Annotated in this window: 15 protein-coding genes; 6 read left to right on the top strand and 9 right to left on the bottom strand. The window is 57.7% G+C overall.

Annotation, left to right across the window (positions count from 1 at the left end):
• The first annotated feature begins 41 nt into the window (after positions 1-41).
• On the top strand, positions 42-1484 hold the full coding sequence (mpl, locus tag QMG15_RS02030; RefSeq protein WP_281789255.1) for a UDP-N-acetylmuramate:L-alanyl-gamma-D-glutamyl-meso-diaminopimelate ligase: 1443 nt from the start codon (positions 42-44) through the stop codon (positions 1482-1484).
• Positions 1485-1535: 51 nt separating this feature from the next.
• Here mpl and QMG15_RS02025 read toward each other — a convergent pair whose 3' ends face one another.
• From QMG15_RS02025 to rodA, 3 genes are all read right to left on the bottom strand, one after another.
• On the bottom strand, positions 1536-2645 hold the full coding sequence (locus QMG15_RS02025; RefSeq protein WP_281789254.1) for a 3-deoxy-7-phosphoheptulonate synthase: 1110 nt from the start codon (positions 2643-2645) through the stop codon (positions 1536-1538).
• Between the two features lie 238 nt (positions 2646-2883).
• The gene (gene tldD / locus QMG15_RS02020) at positions 2884-4344 is read right to left on the bottom strand and encodes a metalloprotease TldD (protein ID WP_281789253.1); all 1461 of its coding nucleotides are present in this window, start codon (positions 4342-4344) and stop codon (positions 2884-2886) included.
• A 7-nt stretch (positions 4345-4351) separates the two neighbouring features.
• On the bottom strand, positions 4352-5506 hold the full coding sequence (rodA, locus tag QMG15_RS02015) for a rod shape-determining protein RodA (RefSeq protein WP_281789252.1): 1155 nt from the start codon (positions 5504-5506) through the stop codon (positions 4352-4354).
• 56 nt (positions 5507-5562) lie between these two features.
• Here rodA and QMG15_RS02010 point away from each other — a divergent pair, with 56 nt between their 5' ends.
• From QMG15_RS02010 to ruvC, 5 genes are read left to right on the top strand one after another with little or no spacing between them, the layout of a single operon-like run.
• On the top strand, positions 5563-6189 hold the full coding sequence (locus tag QMG15_RS02010; RefSeq protein ID WP_281789251.1) for a YqiA/YcfP family alpha/beta fold hydrolase: 627 nt from the start codon (positions 5563-5565) through the stop codon (positions 6187-6189).
• A 24-nt stretch (positions 6190-6213) separates the two neighbouring features.
• Positions 6214-8280 (top strand): RNB domain-containing ribonuclease, encoded by a 2067-nt coding sequence (locus QMG15_RS02005; RefSeq protein WP_281789250.1) that lies wholly within the window; start codon positions 6214-6216, stop codon positions 8278-8280.
• A complete protein-coding gene (locus QMG15_RS02000) occupies positions 8280-9152 on the top strand; it encodes a TonB family protein (RefSeq protein ID WP_281789249.1) in 873 nt (290 codons plus the stop codon). Before QMG15_RS02005 ends, QMG15_RS02000 begins: the two co-directional genes overlap by 1 nt.
• A 6-nt stretch (positions 9153-9158) precedes the next feature.
• The gene (mtgA, locus tag QMG15_RS01995) at positions 9159-9893 is read left to right on the top strand and encodes a monofunctional biosynthetic peptidoglycan transglycosylase (protein ID WP_281789248.1); all 735 of its coding nucleotides are present in this window, start codon (positions 9159-9161) and stop codon (positions 9891-9893) included.
• 5 nt (positions 9894-9898) lie between these two features.
• Positions 9899-10447 (top strand): crossover junction endodeoxyribonuclease RuvC, encoded by a 549-nt coding sequence (gene ruvC / locus QMG15_RS01990; protein ID WP_281789247.1) that lies wholly within the window; start codon positions 9899-9901, stop codon positions 10445-10447.
• A gap of 11 nt (positions 10448-10458) precedes the next feature.
• Here ruvC and QMG15_RS01985 read toward each other — a convergent pair whose 3' ends face one another.
• The 6 genes from QMG15_RS01985 to QMG15_RS01960 form a co-directional block, all read right to left on the bottom strand.
• Positions 10459-11862: an ATP-binding protein gene (locus QMG15_RS01985; protein ID WP_281789246.1), complete on the bottom strand. Its 1404-nt coding sequence runs from the start codon at positions 11860-11862 to the stop codon at positions 10459-10461.
• Positions 11863-11904: 42 nt separating this feature from the next.
• Entirely contained in the window at positions 11905-12828 is a 924-nt protein-coding gene (gene lpxC / locus QMG15_RS01980; protein ID WP_281789245.1) for a UDP-3-O-acyl-N-acetylglucosamine deacetylase, read from the bottom strand.
• A 19-nt stretch (positions 12829-12847) separates the two neighbouring features.
• The gene (gene ftsZ / locus QMG15_RS01975) at positions 12848-14110 is read right to left on the bottom strand and encodes a cell division protein FtsZ (RefSeq protein ID WP_108359761.1); all 1263 of its coding nucleotides are present in this window, start codon (positions 14108-14110) and stop codon (positions 12848-12850) included.
• 179 nt (positions 14111-14289) lie between these two features.
• Positions 14290-15519 (bottom strand): cell division protein FtsA, encoded by a 1230-nt coding sequence (gene ftsA, locus QMG15_RS01970; RefSeq protein WP_108359762.1) that lies wholly within the window; start codon positions 15517-15519, stop codon positions 14290-14292.
• A 38-nt stretch (positions 15520-15557) separates the two neighbouring features.
• A complete protein-coding gene (locus QMG15_RS01965; RefSeq protein WP_348773322.1) occupies positions 15558-16379 on the bottom strand; it encodes a cell division protein FtsQ/DivIB in 822 nt (273 codons plus the stop codon).
• The gene (locus QMG15_RS01960; RefSeq protein WP_281789244.1) at positions 16376-17347 is read right to left on the bottom strand and encodes a D-alanine--D-alanine ligase; all 972 of its coding nucleotides are present in this window, start codon (positions 17345-17347) and stop codon (positions 16376-16378) included. The genes QMG15_RS01965 and QMG15_RS01960 overlap by 4 nt, the downstream gene beginning before the upstream one ends.
• Positions 17348-17350 lie beyond the last annotated feature (3 nt).

Genomic DNA, 17350 nt, shown 5'->3' with positions numbered 1-17350 from the left:
ACGCTGAAGCGTCTCCGAAACACCCATCCTAAAATAGATGGATGCATATACATATTTTGGGAATTTGCGGCACGTTCATGGGTGGACTGGCTGCGTTGGCGCGTGAAGCGGGCCACAAGGTGACAGGTTGCGATGCGGGCGTCTACCCGCCCATGAGCGACCAACTCCGAGCCTTGGGCATTGAGCTGATTGAAGGTTTTGATGCCGACCAAATGCGCCTCAGCCCCGATGTGTACGTGATTGGCAACGTGGTCTCACGTGCCCGCTTGGCCGATGGCAGCCCGAAATTCCCACTTATGGAAGCCATTTTGGAAAGCGGCGCCACCTACACCAGTGGCCCGCAATGGCTGGCCGAACATGTGTTGCACCACCCCAGCCAGCCTCGCCACGTGTTGGCAGTCGCAGGCACACACGGCAAAACCACCACCACCTCCATGCTGGCTTGGATTCTTCAAGCGGCAGGCTTGGAGCCCGGCTTTTTGGTCGGCGGCGTGCCCATGAACTTTGGCGTGTCTGCACGTTTGGGACGCTTGAGCTCAGAAGCCGACGTGGCAGCCCACAAACGCACGCCCTTCGTGATTGAAGCCGACGAGTACGACACCGCGTTCTTCGACAAGCGCAGCAAATTTGTGCACTACCACCCGCGCACAGCGATTCTGAACAACCTCGAATTCGACCACGCCGACATCTTCGACAACCTTGCCGCCATCGAACGCCAGTTCCACCACTTGGTGCGCACCGTGCCCAGCAGTGGCCGCGTGGTGGTCAATGCGGATGAAAACAGCTTGCAACGCGTGCTAGACCAAGGCTGCTGGAGCGGCGTGGCCAAATTTGGCGTGAGCGCCAACGCAATGGGCCAAGATGGTTGGTCCGTACAAGGCGAGCCCGATAACTTTGCAGTGTTGCACCATGGCCAAGAAGTCGGCCGCGTGCAATGGGACATCACCGGCGTGCACAACCAACTCAACGCTTTGGCCGCCATTGCCGCTGCGGAGCACTTGGGCGTCCCGCCCGCGCAGGCCGCTGCCTCGCTGACTGAATTTCAAAACGTGCGTCGCCGCATGGAAGTGCGTGGCACTGTTGCGCGTGCCGGTGGAAACATTACCGTGTACGACGACTTTGCGCACCACCCCACCGCCATTCGCACCACCGTCGATGGTCTGCGCCGCAAAGTGGGCCCCAACGCGCGCATCTTGGCGGTGTTTGAACCACGCAGCAACACGATGAAACTGGGCACGATGAAATCACAACTGCCTTGGAGCTTGGAAGACGCGGATCTCGCGTTTTGCCACTCGGGCGGCTTAGATTGGGATGCCGTAGAAGCTTTGGCACCCATGGGCGCGCGCGCTTGTGTCGCAGGCTCGGTCGATGCGGTCATTGCCCAAGTGGTCGCCGCTGCGCAAGCGGGCGACCATGTGCTGTGCATGAGCAATGGCGGGTTTGGTGGCATTCACGCCAAACTGCTCGCTGCCTTGGCTGGCTAAGCTCACTGGCAACCTACTTGGCGAGGCCACGGATGACCTCGCCCAAGCCCCTTAAGCGCGCTTGCGACGCGCCGCCACAGCTTCAGACAACACGTCCAACGAAGCGACCGAGTCGTTCCAATCCAAGCACGCGTCGGTGATGCTCTTGCCGTATTCCAGTTGAGACACATCGTCTTTGCCTGGCGTGAACTTTTGAGCACCACCCAAAATGTGGCTTTCAATCATCACGCCAAACACTTGGTTTGAACCACCGCTGATTTGGTCGGCAATGTCTTTGGCCACCACCAACTGACGCTCATGCTGCTTGCTGCTGTTGGCATGGCTGCAATCCACCATCAAGGACGCTGGCAACTTGGCTTTGGCCAACTCTTCACAAGCGGCGGTCACACTGGCTGCGTCGTAGTTGGGCGTTTTGCCGCCGCGCAGAATGACGTGACAGTCTTTGTTGCCCTTGGTTTGCACAATCGCCACTTGGCCGTTTTTGTGGACTGACAAGAAGTGGTGTGCGCCCGCTGCCGCTTGAATCGCATCGGTGGCAATTTTGATGTTGCCATCGGTGCCGTTCTTGAAACCAATGGGTGCAGAAATACCCGAGGCCAATTCGCGGTGCACTTGACTCTCGGTCGTGCGCGCACCAATCGCGCCCCACGAAATCAAGTCGCCAATGTATTGCGGGCTGATCGCATCCAAAAACTCGCTGCCCGCAGGCAAGCCGAGGCGGTTGATTTCAATCAGCAACTGACGTGCAATGCGCAAGCCTTCGTCAATGCGGTAGCTCTCGTCCAAGTACGGGTCATTGATCAAACCCTTCCAACCCACGGTCGTGCGTGGTTTTTCGAAATACACGCGCATCACGATTTCCAAGGTGTCGGCGTACTTTTCGCGCAGCGGTTGCAAGCGGCGTGCGTAGTCAATCGCGGCAGCAGGGTCGTGGATAGAGCATGGGCCAATCACCACCAGCAGGCGGTCATCTGTGCCGTGCATGATGTTGTGAATGGTTTTGCGGGTCTTGGTGATCAGCTTCTCCACGGGCGTGCCCTGAATGGGAAAGAAGCGAATCAAATGTTCGGGAGGAGGCAGCACGGTGATGTCCTTGATACGTTGATCGTCGGTTTGACTGGTGTTTTCAACGTGGCTTGGATAACTGGTGTTCGTTTTCATGGTCTCGTCCTGAAGTTTGAAAAAAGTGATTTATGAATTTGGCAAAAAAAAACCGCCGGGGGTCCGGCGGTTGGTTTGGGAGTTCAGAGCGTTTGGGCTACGTTCAGATCTCTCGACCGCCGTGGGGGCGTGAGATAAAAAAGTAAGCAAAATAAAAACGGGCTGAACTCATGGATTGAAATGTAGCACAGAGATTCTGGCAGTTTGCTGACAAGTCGCTAGGGTTTACGCGAGACGCTTAGGCTGTTCCACCTACCGTCAAACCATCAATGCGCAAAGTCGGTTGCCCCACACCCACAGGCACGCTTTGGCCTTCTTTGCCGCACGTGCCCACACCTGGGTCGAGCTTCATGTCGTTGCCAATCAAGCTCACGCGCGTCAATGCATCGGGGCCGTTGCCCACCAAGGTCGCGCCTTTGACGGGGTATTGAATCTTGCCGTTTTCCACCCAAAACGCTTGGCTGGTCGAGAACACAAATTTGCCCGAGGTGATGTCCACTTGGCCACCGCCGAAGTTCACGGCGTACAAGCCTTTCTTCAAGCTGGCCACAATTTCTTCTGGTGATTTGTCGCCACCCAACATATAGGTGTTGGTCATGCGCGGCATAGGCACATGGGCGTAGCTTTCGCGGCGGCCATTGCCCGTGGGCTTGACGCCCATCAAGCGGGCATTCATGCCATCTTGGATGTAGCCCTTCAAGATGCCGTCCTCAATCAACACATTGCGCTGGCTGGGGTTGCCTTCATCGTCCACATTGAGTGAGCCACGACGGTCAGGAATGGTGCCGTCATCCAACACGGTCACGCCTTTGGCGGCCACGCGTTGGCCAATGCGGCCGCTGAATGCGCTTGAGCCTTTGCGGTTGAAGTCACCTTCCAAACCGTGGCCAATGGCTTCGTGCAACAAGATGCCGGGCCAACCTGGGCCCAACACCACGCTCATCTCGCCCGCAGGGGCTGGGCGTGCATCGAGGTTGGTGAGTGCAAGTTGCACGGCTTCGTCCACATAGCTTTGTGCCAGTGCATCGTCAAAATGGTCCAAGCCAAAGCGGCCACCGCCACCAGCGGAGCCCACTTCGCGGCGGCCGTTTTGTTCGGCAATCACGGTCACGCTCAGGCGCACAAGCGGGCGCACATCAGCGGCCAAGGTGCCATCGGCACGCACCACCATCACCACGTCGTATTCGCTGGCCAAACCGGCCATGACTTGAATGATGCGTGGGTCTTTGGCGCGGGCCATTTGTTCGACACGGCCCAGTAGCTCTACTTTTTCAGTGCTGTTGAGCGAAGAGATGGGGTCCAAGCCGCCATACAAAGAACGGCTAGACGCCACTTTGCGCGTGGGCACTTTGACACGGCCACCTTTGGCCGCTGCGCCAATGGTGCGCACCGTGCGTGCGGCGTCCATCAAGGAGGCTTTGGAAATATCGTCGGAATACGCGAAGGCCGTTTTTTCACCGCTCACCGCACGAACGCCGACACCTTGGTCGATGCTGAAGGAACCGGTTTTGACAATGCCCTCTTCCAAACTCCAGCCTTCGGCGCGGGTGTATTGAAAGTACAAATCGGCTTCGTCAACTTTGTGCGCTTTGATTTCGGCCAGTGTTTTGGCCAAGTCGGTTTCGTCCAAACCGAAAGGCTCTAACAACAGTTGACGGGCAATGGCCAATCGCTCAAGGGTGGGTTCGCGTGAAATCATGCGGGAATTATGACTGCACCAACTGTTTGGCCTTGGCCACCGACATCAATATCCCTAAGCCCAACCCCAGCGTCACCATGGCGGTGCCGCCGTAGCTGATGAAGGGCAATGGCACGCCCACCACAGGCAGCAGGCCGCTGACCATGCCCATGTTCACAAACGCATAGATAAAGAGACTCAAGGTCACGCTACCGGCCAACAAACGGGCAAATAAGGTGGGGCCTTCCACCGCAATGGCCAAGCCGCGCAGAATCAAAAAGATGAAAGCAGCGATCAGCATCAAGTTGCCGATCAAACCAAACTCTTCACCGAAGGCCGCAAACACAAAGTCAGTGGTGCGCTCAGGGATGAAGTCCAAATGGGTTTGTGTGCCTTGCATGAAGCCCTTGCCCCAAAAGCCACCCGAGCCAATGGCAATCATGCCTTGGATGATGTGAAAGCCTTTGCCCAAGGGGTCTCGCGACGGGTCTAGCAAGGTACAAATGCGTTGTTGCTGGTAGTCATGCAAGATGGGCCAACGGAAACCATCGGCGCACAAGGTGGGTTCAAAAAACACCACCAAGCCCACACCCACCACCCCCATGAGGATGGGCGGCACGATCAGCCACCAGCTCAAGCCTGCAAAGAAAATCACGGCCATGCCAGCAGACAGCACCAAAATGGCAGTTCCCAAATCAGGCTGACGCACGATCAGGGCCACAGGCACGATCAGCAGCAATCCCGCCACCAAAAAGTCGAGTGGGCGCAACTGGCCTTCGCGTTTTTGAAACCACCAGGCCAGCATCAGCGGCATGGCAATTTTCATGATCTCGCTGGGCTGAATGACCACGCCCACATTGAGCCAGCGGCGTGCGCCCTTTTTGGTCAAGCCAAACAGCGCCACCGCCACCAGCAGCGCCACGCCCACGGTGTAGAGCGGCACGGCAAAGGCCATCAAGCGCTGCGGCGGAATTTGGGCCACCACAAACATGATGAAACCGGCAATCAGCATGTTGCGGCCATGGTCAAAAAAGCGCGCACCGTTGGCAAAACCTGACGAATACATGGTCAACAAACCCGCACACGCCAACAAGAAAATGCCAAACGCCAAGGGACCATCAAATCCTTTGAGCAAAGGCATCAGGCGCTGAAATGGGCTGGGTTTGTGGATGACGGTGGACATGACCGCGATTATCCCCTGTCACAGCCGATGGCCTGCGGGCACTGCTAGCATTTGGCATGACCTTGCAAAACATCCCACGCGACATCTCACAGCCCACCACGCATGTGTTGTATTTGCACGGGTTTCGCTCCTCGCCGCGGTCCACCAAAGCTCAGCAAATGGCGAAAGTCATGGCCGCGCAGTACCCGCACATCACCTGGTGGTGCCCGCAGCTGCCGCCGTCCCCCCAAGCGGCAGTGGCCTTGATCCATCAAGGCACAGCCGACTGGCCCGCACACAGCATGGCGGTGATGGGGTCGTCACTGGGCGGGTTCTACGCCACATGGGTGGCCGCTCAACGCAGTTGCAAAGCGGTGTTGCTCAACCCTGCCATTGACCCCGCCCGCGATTTGGCGACATACATCGGCGAACAAACCGCGTGGCACGACCCAGCGGAACGCTTTTACTTTGCACCCGAGTTTGTAGACGAATTGCGCGCCCTAGAAGTCGGCCCCCTGCCCCACCCCGAGCGCGTTTGGGCCCTCATTGCCAAAGGCGACGAAGTGCTGGATTGGCGCGAAATGACAGCCCGTTACCCAGGCTCGCAGCAAGTGGTCATGGAAGGCGGCGACCACGCCATCAGCGACTTCGAAAGCTACCTGCCGCAAGTGCTGGCATTTCTAGATTTACAGCCGGGCGTTTAAGCCGGGCATGGGACAATTGCGCCCATGTACGCATTGTTTGAAGAAGCTGGAAAATTCCAGACGGGTCGCATCCTTTCCGAAGCCGAGAGCTCGGCCCAAATCGAGCTGGAATCCGGCAAACGGGTCAAGGTCAAGGCCGCCCATTTACTGCTCAAGTTTGAGAAGCCCTCGCCCGCCGACCTGATGCGCGACGCACAGGCTTTGAGCGCCACCATTGAGCTCGACCTCGCGTGGGAATTCGCCCCCGAAGACGAGTTTGGTTTTGCCGACCTCGCCCGCGAATACTTCAGCGCACAAGCCACCCTGACCGAACAAGCCGCTGCGCTGCTTCGCCTGTTTGAGGCGCCGCATTACTTTCGCCGCGCCGGCAAAGGCCGCTTCAAGAAGGCCTCTGCCGAAGTGATTGCCCAAGCCTTGGCAGGCATCGAAAAGAAAAAACAAATCCAAGCGCAAATTGAAAGCTGGGCGGCCGAGTTGGGCCAAGGCGCTTGCCCCGCGCCCATTCAAACCCAGCTCTACAAAATCTTGTTCAGGCCCGACAAAAATGCGCCTGAATACAAAGCCGTGGTCGAAGCCGCGCGCGCCACACAAACAGCGCCATTGGCTTTGCTGCAAAAAGCAGGCGCCATCACATCGGCTTACCAATTCCATTGGCAACGCTTTTTGTTTGACAACTTCCCCAAGGGCACCAACTTCCCTGCGCTGCAAGCACCCAGCATTGCCGACGAATTGCCGCTGGCCAACGTGCAGGCGTATTCGATTGACGACTCGCACACCACCGAGATTGACGATGCCTTGTCTGTGCAAGGCTTGGGCACTGGCACGGTCACACTCGGCATTCACATCGCCGCACCTGCGCTGGCTTTGAAGCCGGGCGATGCGATTGACCAACTGGGCCGCAACCGCTTGTCCACCGTGTACATGCCGGGCTACAAAATCACCATGTTGCCCGACGACGTGGTGCAAACCTACACCTTGCAAGAAGGCCGCGACTGCCCCGCCGTGTCGCTGTACGCCACGTTCGACGAGGCCACGCTGGCCTTGCAAAACACTGAAACACGCGTGGAGCGTGTGCCGATTGCTGCCAACTTGCGCCACGACCAGCTCGATGCCATCGTCACCGAAGCTTGGTTGAATGACGCCAGCTTCACGCACGTTGCAGGCACCGTCGAGCCTGCCATGCCACGCACGGAACTGGCTTTTCTGTTCCGCTTGGCGCAGCACCTCAAAGCCCAACGTGAAGTGGTGCGCGGCAAGCCCGAAAACTTCAACCGCCCTGACTACAACTTCCGCCTCGTTGGCAACAACGGCGCAACGCCCACAGGCGACGAGCAAGTGCAAATCAGCATCCGCCAGCGCGGCGCACCGCTCGACTTGATGGTGGCCGAGGCCATGATTTTGGCCAACAGCACCTGGGGCAATTGGATGGCCGAGCTGGGCGTGCCCGGCATCTACCGCAGCCAAGCCAGCTTGTTGCCCGGCGTCAAAGTACGCATGGGCACCAAGGCGTTGCCACACGCTGGCATTGGCGTGCCCAGCTACGCGTGGAGCACCTCGCCCCTGCGCCGCTACACAGACCTCGTCAACCAATGGCAAATCATTGCGTGCGCCAAACATGGCAGCACCGCCGCTTTGGCTGCGCCCTTCAAACCCAAAGACGCGGAACTGTTCTCCATCATCTCCGCGTTTGATGGCGCGTACGGCGCCTACAACGCCTACCAAAACGGCATGGAACGTTTCTGGACGCTGCAGTATTTGAAGCAAAACAACATCACCGAACTCAGAGCCACCGTGTTCAAAGCCTTCCCTGGCCAACCACCCATGGCGCGTGCCGATGACCTGCCCTTGGTCTTGCCCGTGTTTGGCGGCGGCGATTTGCCACGCGGCGCACACGTGCAACTGCGCTTGAGCGAGATTGACGACATCAGCCTCGACATCAGCGGCCACCTGCTGCACCTGCTGGAAGCAGATGCACCATCGAGTGCCGAAGAAGCAGAGATGACGGACGACGAAGACGACAGCGCCGCAGGCCCCATCGCCTTGGCGATGGATGTGAACGAGGCACCCACATCGGAGGTCAATGCAGCGTGATGCTCTCGCGTTTTTCTTGGACCCGATGGACCACGCTGCAAAAAGCGCTGTTCATTTCGTTCGCGTTCCATGGTGCGTTGTTGACGCTGCGCATTGCGGCACCTGAGCGTTTTGACCGCTTGTTCAGCGACACACCGCTGGACGTGATTTTGGTCAACACCCGCGCCAAAGCCGATGCGCCCGACAAGGCTCAAGCCTTGGCGCAAACCCAGCTGGCCGGCGGTGGCGAACTCAAGAGTGGCCGAGCCGCATCCCCCTTGCCCACCGCGGCCAACACGTCTGTGGGCGACATGACCGAGTCCATGCAGCGCCAAGTCGCCGCCATGCGCAAAGAACAATCGCTGCTGTTGGCACAAGTGAAAAACTTGCTCGCCCAACTGCCGCCGCCTCAGCCGCAAAAATCAAAAGCAGAGCAAGACGCGGTTGAGCAAAAGCGTCGCCAACTGCTCAAACTCTTGGCCGAGATTGAAGAACGCATCAACCAAGACAACGCGCGCCCACGCAAACACTATGTGAGCCCCGCCACCAAACAAGTGGCCTACGCGCTGTATTACGACGGCCTGCGCCGCAAGATTGAAGACCGTGGCACGCGCTACTTCCCTGCCACCAACAGCGGGCAAAAGCTCTATGGCGAATTGACCATGATCATCACCGTCAACACCGATGGCCGCGTGCTCGCCACCGAAGTGGTGCAGGGCTCGGGGCAAGCCAACTTGGACCGCCGCGCACAGGCCATTGCCACCGCGGCTGGCCCGTTCGGTGAATTCACCGAAGAGATGCGCCGCCAAGCTGACCAACTGGCGGTGGTTTCGCGCTTCATCTTCAGCCGTGACAACACGCTGCAAACCCGTGGTGGCGAAACTGCCAAGTAAACCGATATGAACACCCCACGCTTTCGCCCATGGCTGCGCTGGTTGCTACTGGTGCTGGTGGCTTGGCTGGGCCTGCAAGTGTTCTTTTTGGCACGCATTGCGGTGATGGCCCGGGTCGCCCCCGAATCTACCGCCTTCGAACGCTCAGAAGCTTGGCGCATTGCCACCTCGAAAGACCGACTGCGTTGGCGACAAGACTGGGTGCCGTACGCGCAAATTTCCAACAACCTCAAGCGTGCCGTGATCGCGTCTGAAGACGACATCTTTGCGCAACACGATGGTGTGCAGTGGGACGCGATTGAAAAAGCGTGGGCCAAAAACGCCAAAGCCGAGCTGCAAGCCAGCCGCAAAGCACAAGGCAAAGCAGCGCCCAAAGTGGTGGGTGGCTCGACCATCACACAGCAACTGGCAAAGAACTTGTTTCTCTCAGGCGAACGCACCTTCATTCGCAAAGGCCAAGAGTTTGTTTTGACCGTCATGCTTGAAGCCGTGCTGGGTAAGAAACGCATCTTGGAGATTTACCTCAACCACGTGGAATGGGGTGAAGGCATCTTTGGGGCAGAGGCTGCCGCGCAACACTACTTTCAAAAACCGGCCTCACAGCTCACGACCTGGGAAGCGGGGCGTTTGGCGGTGATGCTGCCCCGCCCCAAGCATTACCAAAAATTTCCCCAGTCCGAGTATTTGGCAGGACGTACTGAAATTATTTTGTCCCGCATGGGCGGCGCACAGCTGCCTTAACGCCCATGCGAATCCTTGGCATTGACCCCGGCCTTCGCACCACTGGTTTTGGCGTGGTGGAGAAGCACGGCAGCCAACTGCTCTACGTGGCGAGCGGCACCATCAAAACCAACAAAGAAGCACAAGGCAATTTGGCTGAGCGTTTGAAAGTTTTGTTCGATGGCATTCATGAAGTGGTGGCACGTTACAAACCTGACACATCGGCTGTCGAGATTGTGTTTGTCAACGTCAACCCACAAGCCACCCTGCTGCTGGGTCAAGCGCGTGGCGCTTGCATCACGGCGCTGGCCACGTGCAACTTGCCTGTGGCCGAGTACACAGCGTTACAAATGAAACAAGCTGTGGCAGGTCACGGCCTGGCCAAGAAAGAACAAGTGCAAGAGATGGTGAAGCGCTTGCTCAATCTACCTGGCTTGCCCGGACCAGATGCTGCCGATGCCTTGGGCATAGCCATCACACATGCGCATGCGGGCCATTCAATGGCGAAGCTGGCCGCCGCCACTGATTTACAACGCACCACCAGCAGCATGTACAAAGCGGGTCGCAGCCGCTGAACGCCAAGGCGTCAGCGTTTGGCAGCAGGCAAACTCAACTCCACGATGGCACCGCCATCGACCGCGTTAGAAATGGTCAAGCTCCCGCTGTGCATTTCTGCAATCGCACTCGAAATTGAAAACCCCACACCCAAGCCACCGTCTTTGGACGTGACAAAAGGTTGCCCCACCAAGCTCTTCAAATCTGCAGGCACGCCAGGCCCCGTGTCACGCACACGCAGCACCACACGGTCTTCCATGTGCTCCAAAGAAACGAAGATGATCTTTTGCGCGCTCGACTCCATGGCCTGCATCGCATTGCGGTACACATTCAACACAATTTGAGACAGCTGAACGCGGTCACCATGTACCTCACATTCAGCAGGGTCTAAGTCAAACTCAAAACGAACTTTTTGCTTGCGTATTTCGTAGGCCAACAAATGCGCCACGTCTTGCAACAAGGGTTTGAAGTTCACATACACATACTCGGTTTGTGCGGGTCGAATGAAGTTGCGAATCCGCTCCACCAACTTCACCGTTCGATGGGTGCTGTTCTCGATTTCTTCAATCGACTCCAAAATTTCTGCGGCGTTTGAGTCCCCCGCTGCGACGCTGGTTTTGATGGCTTGTGCATCCATCAAGATCGCCGTCAAAGGTTGGCTCAGCTCATGTGCAAATGAGGCAGACATGGTGCCCAAGGTTCGCTGGCGTTCCAGTTGCGCAATTTGCTCACCCAATCTGGCGCTCTCTTCTTGCCGCGCACGCGCTGCGGTTGCCTTCATTGCAACCTGGGTCGAACGCTCCAAAAACATGCCCACAAAAGCAAAGTTTCCCAAAATTGAAATCAACAAGCCTGTGACCACCGTCAAGACGCTGTCCACGCCACTGGCCACAACATCGGGTTCGGTCAACCCTAACAGCACCAGTTTCGTGCGGACAAGCATGGTGATTGCCGTCACGGCGTACACCACGGACAACCAGCGGGCGCTTTGAAGTCGATCCACCACGGCAATGCGCCAAGACAAATAAGAAATGTAGGCAAAGAGTGCCGTGAAGATCAAAGTTGACCAAGAAAAACGCAAGATGGCGTCATGCAAGACGACCCGGAAAAATTCAAACCCGGCCACGCCAACCAAGATCAGAAGTGCGGCGCGATACAAACCCAAATTTTGATTGAGCGCACGACGCAAAGCCAACGCTTGAATCAACACGCCACTCCACATCAAGCCATTGGCCAAGGTATAGGTAAGCCAAGCAGGTAAATGCGCGCGCAAACCCACCAAGGTCAAAGCCACGCCAAAAAGCACACCGCCTGAACACCACAAAGCCAAAGCCCTGGACGGTTGGTTGAACAGCAATGCCCAAACCGTCAACGGCAAGATCAGGTAAAGAACGCCCAGAATGAGATAGACCGTGGGGATGTGATACACCGTCATCTCAAGTTCTCCGTCGCCTCGTCGGCGATGTATGAAAGCGGCTTACCAAGCTGGCGCGAGTTGCGCCAAACCCGGAGGCGCTTTGCGTGCGTCGTCAAAGGTCACGATGTCATAGGCATCAGGCTGGCTGAGCAGTTCGCGCAAGAGCTTGTTGTTCATGGCGTGGCCCGAGCGAAACGCCACATACGAAGCCAGCAAGGGTTTGCCAATCAAAAACAAATCGCCCATGGCGTCGAGGATTTTGTGTTTCACAAACTCGTCGTCGTAGCGCAGACCATCGCTGTTCAGGACTTTGTAATCGTCCATCACGATGGCGTTGTCTAAGCCGCCACCCAAAGCCAAACCATTGGCACGCATCATCTCAACGTCACGTGTGAAACCGAAGGTACGGGCACGTGCAATGTCGCGGGTGTACACATCGGTGTCCATGTCGAACACCACGCTTTGGCCGGTCGAGTCCACCGCTGGGTGATGGAAATCAATTTCAAAGCTGAGTTTGTAGCCATGATGCGGATCGAGTCTCGCCCACTTCACGTTGGCACCCTCACCTTCACGCACTTCTACCGTCTTCAACACACGGATGAAACGCTTGGGCGCGTTTTGCTCCACGATGCCCGCGCTTTGTAGCAAGAACACAAACGACGAAGCAGAGCCATCCAAAATCGGCACTTCTTCTGCCGTGATGTCGATGTACAGGTTGTCAATGCCAAGCCCTGCACAAGCCGACATCAAATGCTCAACAGTAAACACCTTCGCCCCACCATTGGAAATGGTCGAAGCCAAGCGCGTATCCGTCACAGCCGTGGCTGTGATCGGAATATCGACGGGCTGCGGCAAGTCCACCCGACGGAACACGATGCCCGTGTCGGGTTGCGCCGGGCGCAGTGTCAGCTCCACGCGTTGACCGCTGTGAAGACCAACACCCACCGCTTTGGTGAGGGATTGAAGGGTTCTTTGTTTAAGCACGCTTTGATTTTAATGAATCTCAGTCCGCTTGCTTGCGCAAGAAGGCTGGGATTTCGTAGTCGTCCATGCCACCCGATGACAAGGCATCGACCTTGGCGGCAGCCGAGGTGCGGTTGCCACGCCACACGGCGGGAGAGTTCATGGCGTCGTAGTTGGGTTGTGCAGCCACCGAGCCCACGCCCAAGCCAGCAGCCAAACCGGCCAAGCCAGATGAGGCCGCAGCCAATACACCTGCAGGAGATGCGTTGTTGGCTTGTGTGGTAGGAAAGCCCACGCCGTCTGTACCGGTGCGCAAGACTTGCAACTGAGGTGCAGCGCGGCGGCTGCCGGCCAAACCTGTGGCCACCACAGTGACGCGAATTTGGTCGCCCAAGCTTTCGTCGTAAGCCGTGCCGTAAATCACGTGTGCATCTGGTGAAGCGAACTTGCGGATGGTGTTCATGGCTTCGCGCGACTCAGACAACTTCAAGCCGCCCTTGGCTGCGGTGATCAACACCAACACGCCCTTGGCACCAGACATGTCCACGCCTTCGAGCAATGGGCAAGCCACGGCTTGTTCAGCGGCGATGCGTGCACGGTCTGGACCGTTGGCTGCAGCGGTGCCCATCATGGCTTTGCCGGTTTCACTCATCACGGTGCGCACGTCTTCAAAGTCGACGTTCACCAAGGCTTCGACGTTGATGATCTCGGCAATACCGCCGACTGAGTTTTTCAACACGTCGTTGGCAAATGCGAAGGCTTCGTCTTGGCTGGCGTCTTCGCCCAACACGTCCATCAGCTTTTCGTTCAACACCACGATGAGTGAGTCGACGTTGGCTTCGAGTTCGGCCAAACCGGTTTCGGCATTGTTCATGCGACGGCTGCCTTCGAATTCGAAAGGCTTGGTCACCACGCCGACGGTCAAGATGCCCATCTCGCGCGCCACACGTGCCACCACAGGTGCAGCACCTGTGCCTGTACCGCCGCCCATACCGGCGGTGACGAACAACATGTTGGTGCCTTCCAGCGCCAAACGGATGTCATCAATCGCGGCTTCAGCAGCTTCACGGCCGCGGTCTGGCTTGCTGCCCGCGCCCAGGCCGGTGGAGCCGAGTTGAATCACTTTGTGCGCATTGCTCACGCGCAGGGCTTGTGCGTCGGTGTTCGCGGTGACGAACTCAACGCCTTGAACGCCAGAGCTGATCATGTGTTCGACCGCGTTACCGCCGCCGCCACCCACGCCAATGACTTTAATTTGGGTGCCTGAGTTGAATGCTTCAACTTCGATCATTTCGATGCTCATGATGTTTCTCCTAATCTAAAAATTTGCAGTTGCCTAGTGTTTGTGTTTTGCTTTTGGTTCATGGCGCTCCTTCTACGAGGGTGGCGCGGTGGCAGCGCAGGGTCGCCATCGTCGACCCGAGCGCTGTCGCTGCGGCGGGCTGCCGCGCGCGAGGTAAAGCAAGGTGTGAGGAATCATGGTTAGAAGTTCCCCACAAACCAATCTTTGAGACGGTCCATCAACGAATTGACCGACCCACTCTTTTGTGAAACTTTGAAGCCACGTTGGCGGTCCACACCGGCCTCGGCCAGCAAGCCCATCACCGTGGCGGCACGTGGCTGCGCCACCATGTCAGCCAAGGCGCTGTTGTAGTGCGGCACACCGCGACGCACAGGCTTCAAGAAAATATCTTCGCCCAGCTCAACCATGCCCGGCATCACCGCGCTGCCACCTGTGAGCACAATGCCCGACGACAACACTTCTTCATAGCCTGAGTCACGAATGACTTGTTGCACCAATGAGAAGATTTCTTCCACGCGCGGCTCAATCACACCGGCCAAGGCTTGACGGCTCAACATGCGTGGCGTGCGATCGCCCAGGCCTGGCACTTCCACTTGCACGTCTGGGTCAGCCAACAGTTGTTTGGCGTAGCCCGATTCAATCTTGATTTCTTCTGCGTCTTTGGTGGGCGTGCGCAATGCCATCGCGATGTCGCTGGTGATCAAGTCGCCTGCGATGGGGATGACTGCGGTGTGACGAATCGCACCGTTGGTGAAGATGGCGACGTCTGTGGTGCCTGCACCAATGTCGACCAAAGCCACGCCGAGTTCACGCTCGTCGTCGGTCAACACCGACATGCTCGAAGCCAAAGGGTTGAGCATCAAACGGTCCACATCCAAGCCGCAACGACGCACGCACTTGATGATGTTTTCTGCCGCGCTTTGTGCGCCCGTGACGATGTGCACTTTGGCTTCCAAGCGGATGCCGCTCATGCCAATGGGTTCGCGCACGTCTTGGCCGTCAATCACAAACTCTTGCGGCTGCACCAACAACAAACGTTGGTCGGTTGAGATGTTGATGGCTTTGGCGGTTTCCACCACACGGGCCACATCGGCTGCCGTGACTTCTTTGTCTTTCACCGCCACCATGCCGGTGGAGTTGATGCCGCGAATGTGGCTGCCAGTGATGCCGGTGTACACGCGTGTGATCTTGCAGTCTGCCATCAGCTCGGCTTCTTTCAAGGCTTGCTGAATGCTTTGCACGGTGGCGTCGATGTTGACCACCACGCCACGCTTCAACCCATTGCTGGGCGCCACACCGAGGCCTGCGAGCTTGAGCTCACCATCGGGCAACACTTCGGCCACGACCACCATGACCTTGGCTGTGCCAATGTCTAAGCCGACCACCAAATCTTTGTACTCTTTTGCCATAACAGCCTCGTTCTTTCTCTTCTTCTCTTCTGTGCTCGTTAGCGCTTGGCGGGCACGTCTTGCGTGCTCACCCCGCGCACCCGAAGCGCATAACCGTTGTCGTGTCGCAAATCTGCAGACTCAATCGCCGACACTTTGCGACCTAGCTTTTGTGTCACCTGTGCCAGTGTTTGCGTGACGCGTTGCACACGCGCCATCACGTCGTTCACATTGCCGCGTCCCAACTCAATCACCGCGCCATGTGCCAACTTGGCCCGCCAGCTCCCGCGATCGGTCAGCGCCAAGCTGTCTACAACCAAGCTCAATTCTTTGAATGCCGGTTGCAGCGCCAAATACATCGCCAGCACCTGCTGCGACTGGCTGTCTGGTCCGCTCAAACGTGGCATCTTGTCGTCGTCCAAATCGCCGACGTTGGCTTCAAACACTTCGCCGTAGCTGTTCACCATGCGCGGCTCGCCGTCGTCGCCCCAATAAGCCACGGGCTTGTGCTCTTGCAAGGTCACACGCAAGCGGTTGGGGAATTCGCGCTGCACCGAAGCCAAGCGCACCCAAGGCACGCTCTCAAATGCACTGCGCACGCGGCCCAAATCAGCCGTGAAAAAATTGCCGGTGAACTTGGTCACCACATTGGCGCGCAAGGTCACTTCGTTGTTGTGCTCAACATCGCCCTTCACGGTGATGCCTCTGAGCGCAAACGCTGGCAACTGCACCAAGGCCCACACACCGCCCGCCAGCGCACCCACGACCAACCCCACAAACATGAGCGAAGCCGCCATGTGCATGAGCTTGACATCAAGCGGCACCGCCACCGAGGCATTCACCTCGGGACGGGGTCGCATGTGGGTGTAACGCGTGGTCATACGGTGGCTTTGCCTCCGGGATGGTCCAGCGTGGCGCTTTCGAGCAGCGTCAGGCACAGGTCTTCGTAGCTGATGCCCGCTGCACGTGCAGACATGGGCACCAAGGAATGGCTGGTCATGCCGGGCGATGTGTTCATCTCCAGCAAAAATGGTTTGCGGTCAGACGCGCGCAGCATGATGTCGGCGCGGCCCCAGCCACGGCAACCCAAGGCGCGGTATGCCGCCACGACCAAGCGCTGCACTTCGCGCTCTTCGGCTTCGGGTAAACCGCTTGGGCAGTGGTATTTCACGTCGTCGGTGAAGTACTTGTTGTTGTAGTCATACGCGCCATCGGGGGCGGCGATGCGCACCACAGGCAAGGCACGTGCATTTGGTCCGTTGCCCAAGATGGGGCACGTCAGCTCTTCGCCGGTGATGAATTCTTCGCACAACAAATCTGGGTCGTATTGGGTGGCCAACTCAGCCGCAGCTTGGATGTCGCTCGCTTGCGTGACCTTGCTCATGCCAATCGATGAACCTTCACGTGGCGGTTTGACAATCAAAGGTAAGCCGAGCTTGGCAGGAATCGCTTGGATGTTGTCTGCGGTTTGGTCTTCGGGGGACAACCACACATAGCCGGGTGTCGACAAACCCACCGCACTCCACACGCGCTTGGTCATCACTTTGTCCATGGCCATGGCGGAGGCCATCACGCCAGAACCTGTGTACGGAATGCCCAACAATTCCAACGCGCCTTGCACTGTGCCGTCTTCACCGTAGCGGCCATGCAAAGCGATGAAGGCGTGCGTGAAGCCTTCGCGTTTGAGTTCGTCCAAGCTGCGCTCGGCGGGGTCAAATGCGGTGGCGTTGACGCCCTTGCTTTGCAACGCCTTGAGCACACCGCTGCCCGACATGATGGACACATCACGCTCAGCAGACAGGCCGCCCATGAGGACAGCAACTTTGGCAGTTTGAATATGGAAGGTCATGCT

It is taken from the genome of Limnohabitans sp. INBF002 (genome assembly GCF_027924905.1).
In the GTDB taxonomy this organism is placed as follows: Bacteria; Pseudomonadota; Gammaproteobacteria; order Burkholderiales; family Burkholderiaceae_C; genus Limnohabitans.
Note: the sequence above shows the minus strand (reverse complement) of the source record. Positions and strands in the feature narration are given on the sequence as shown.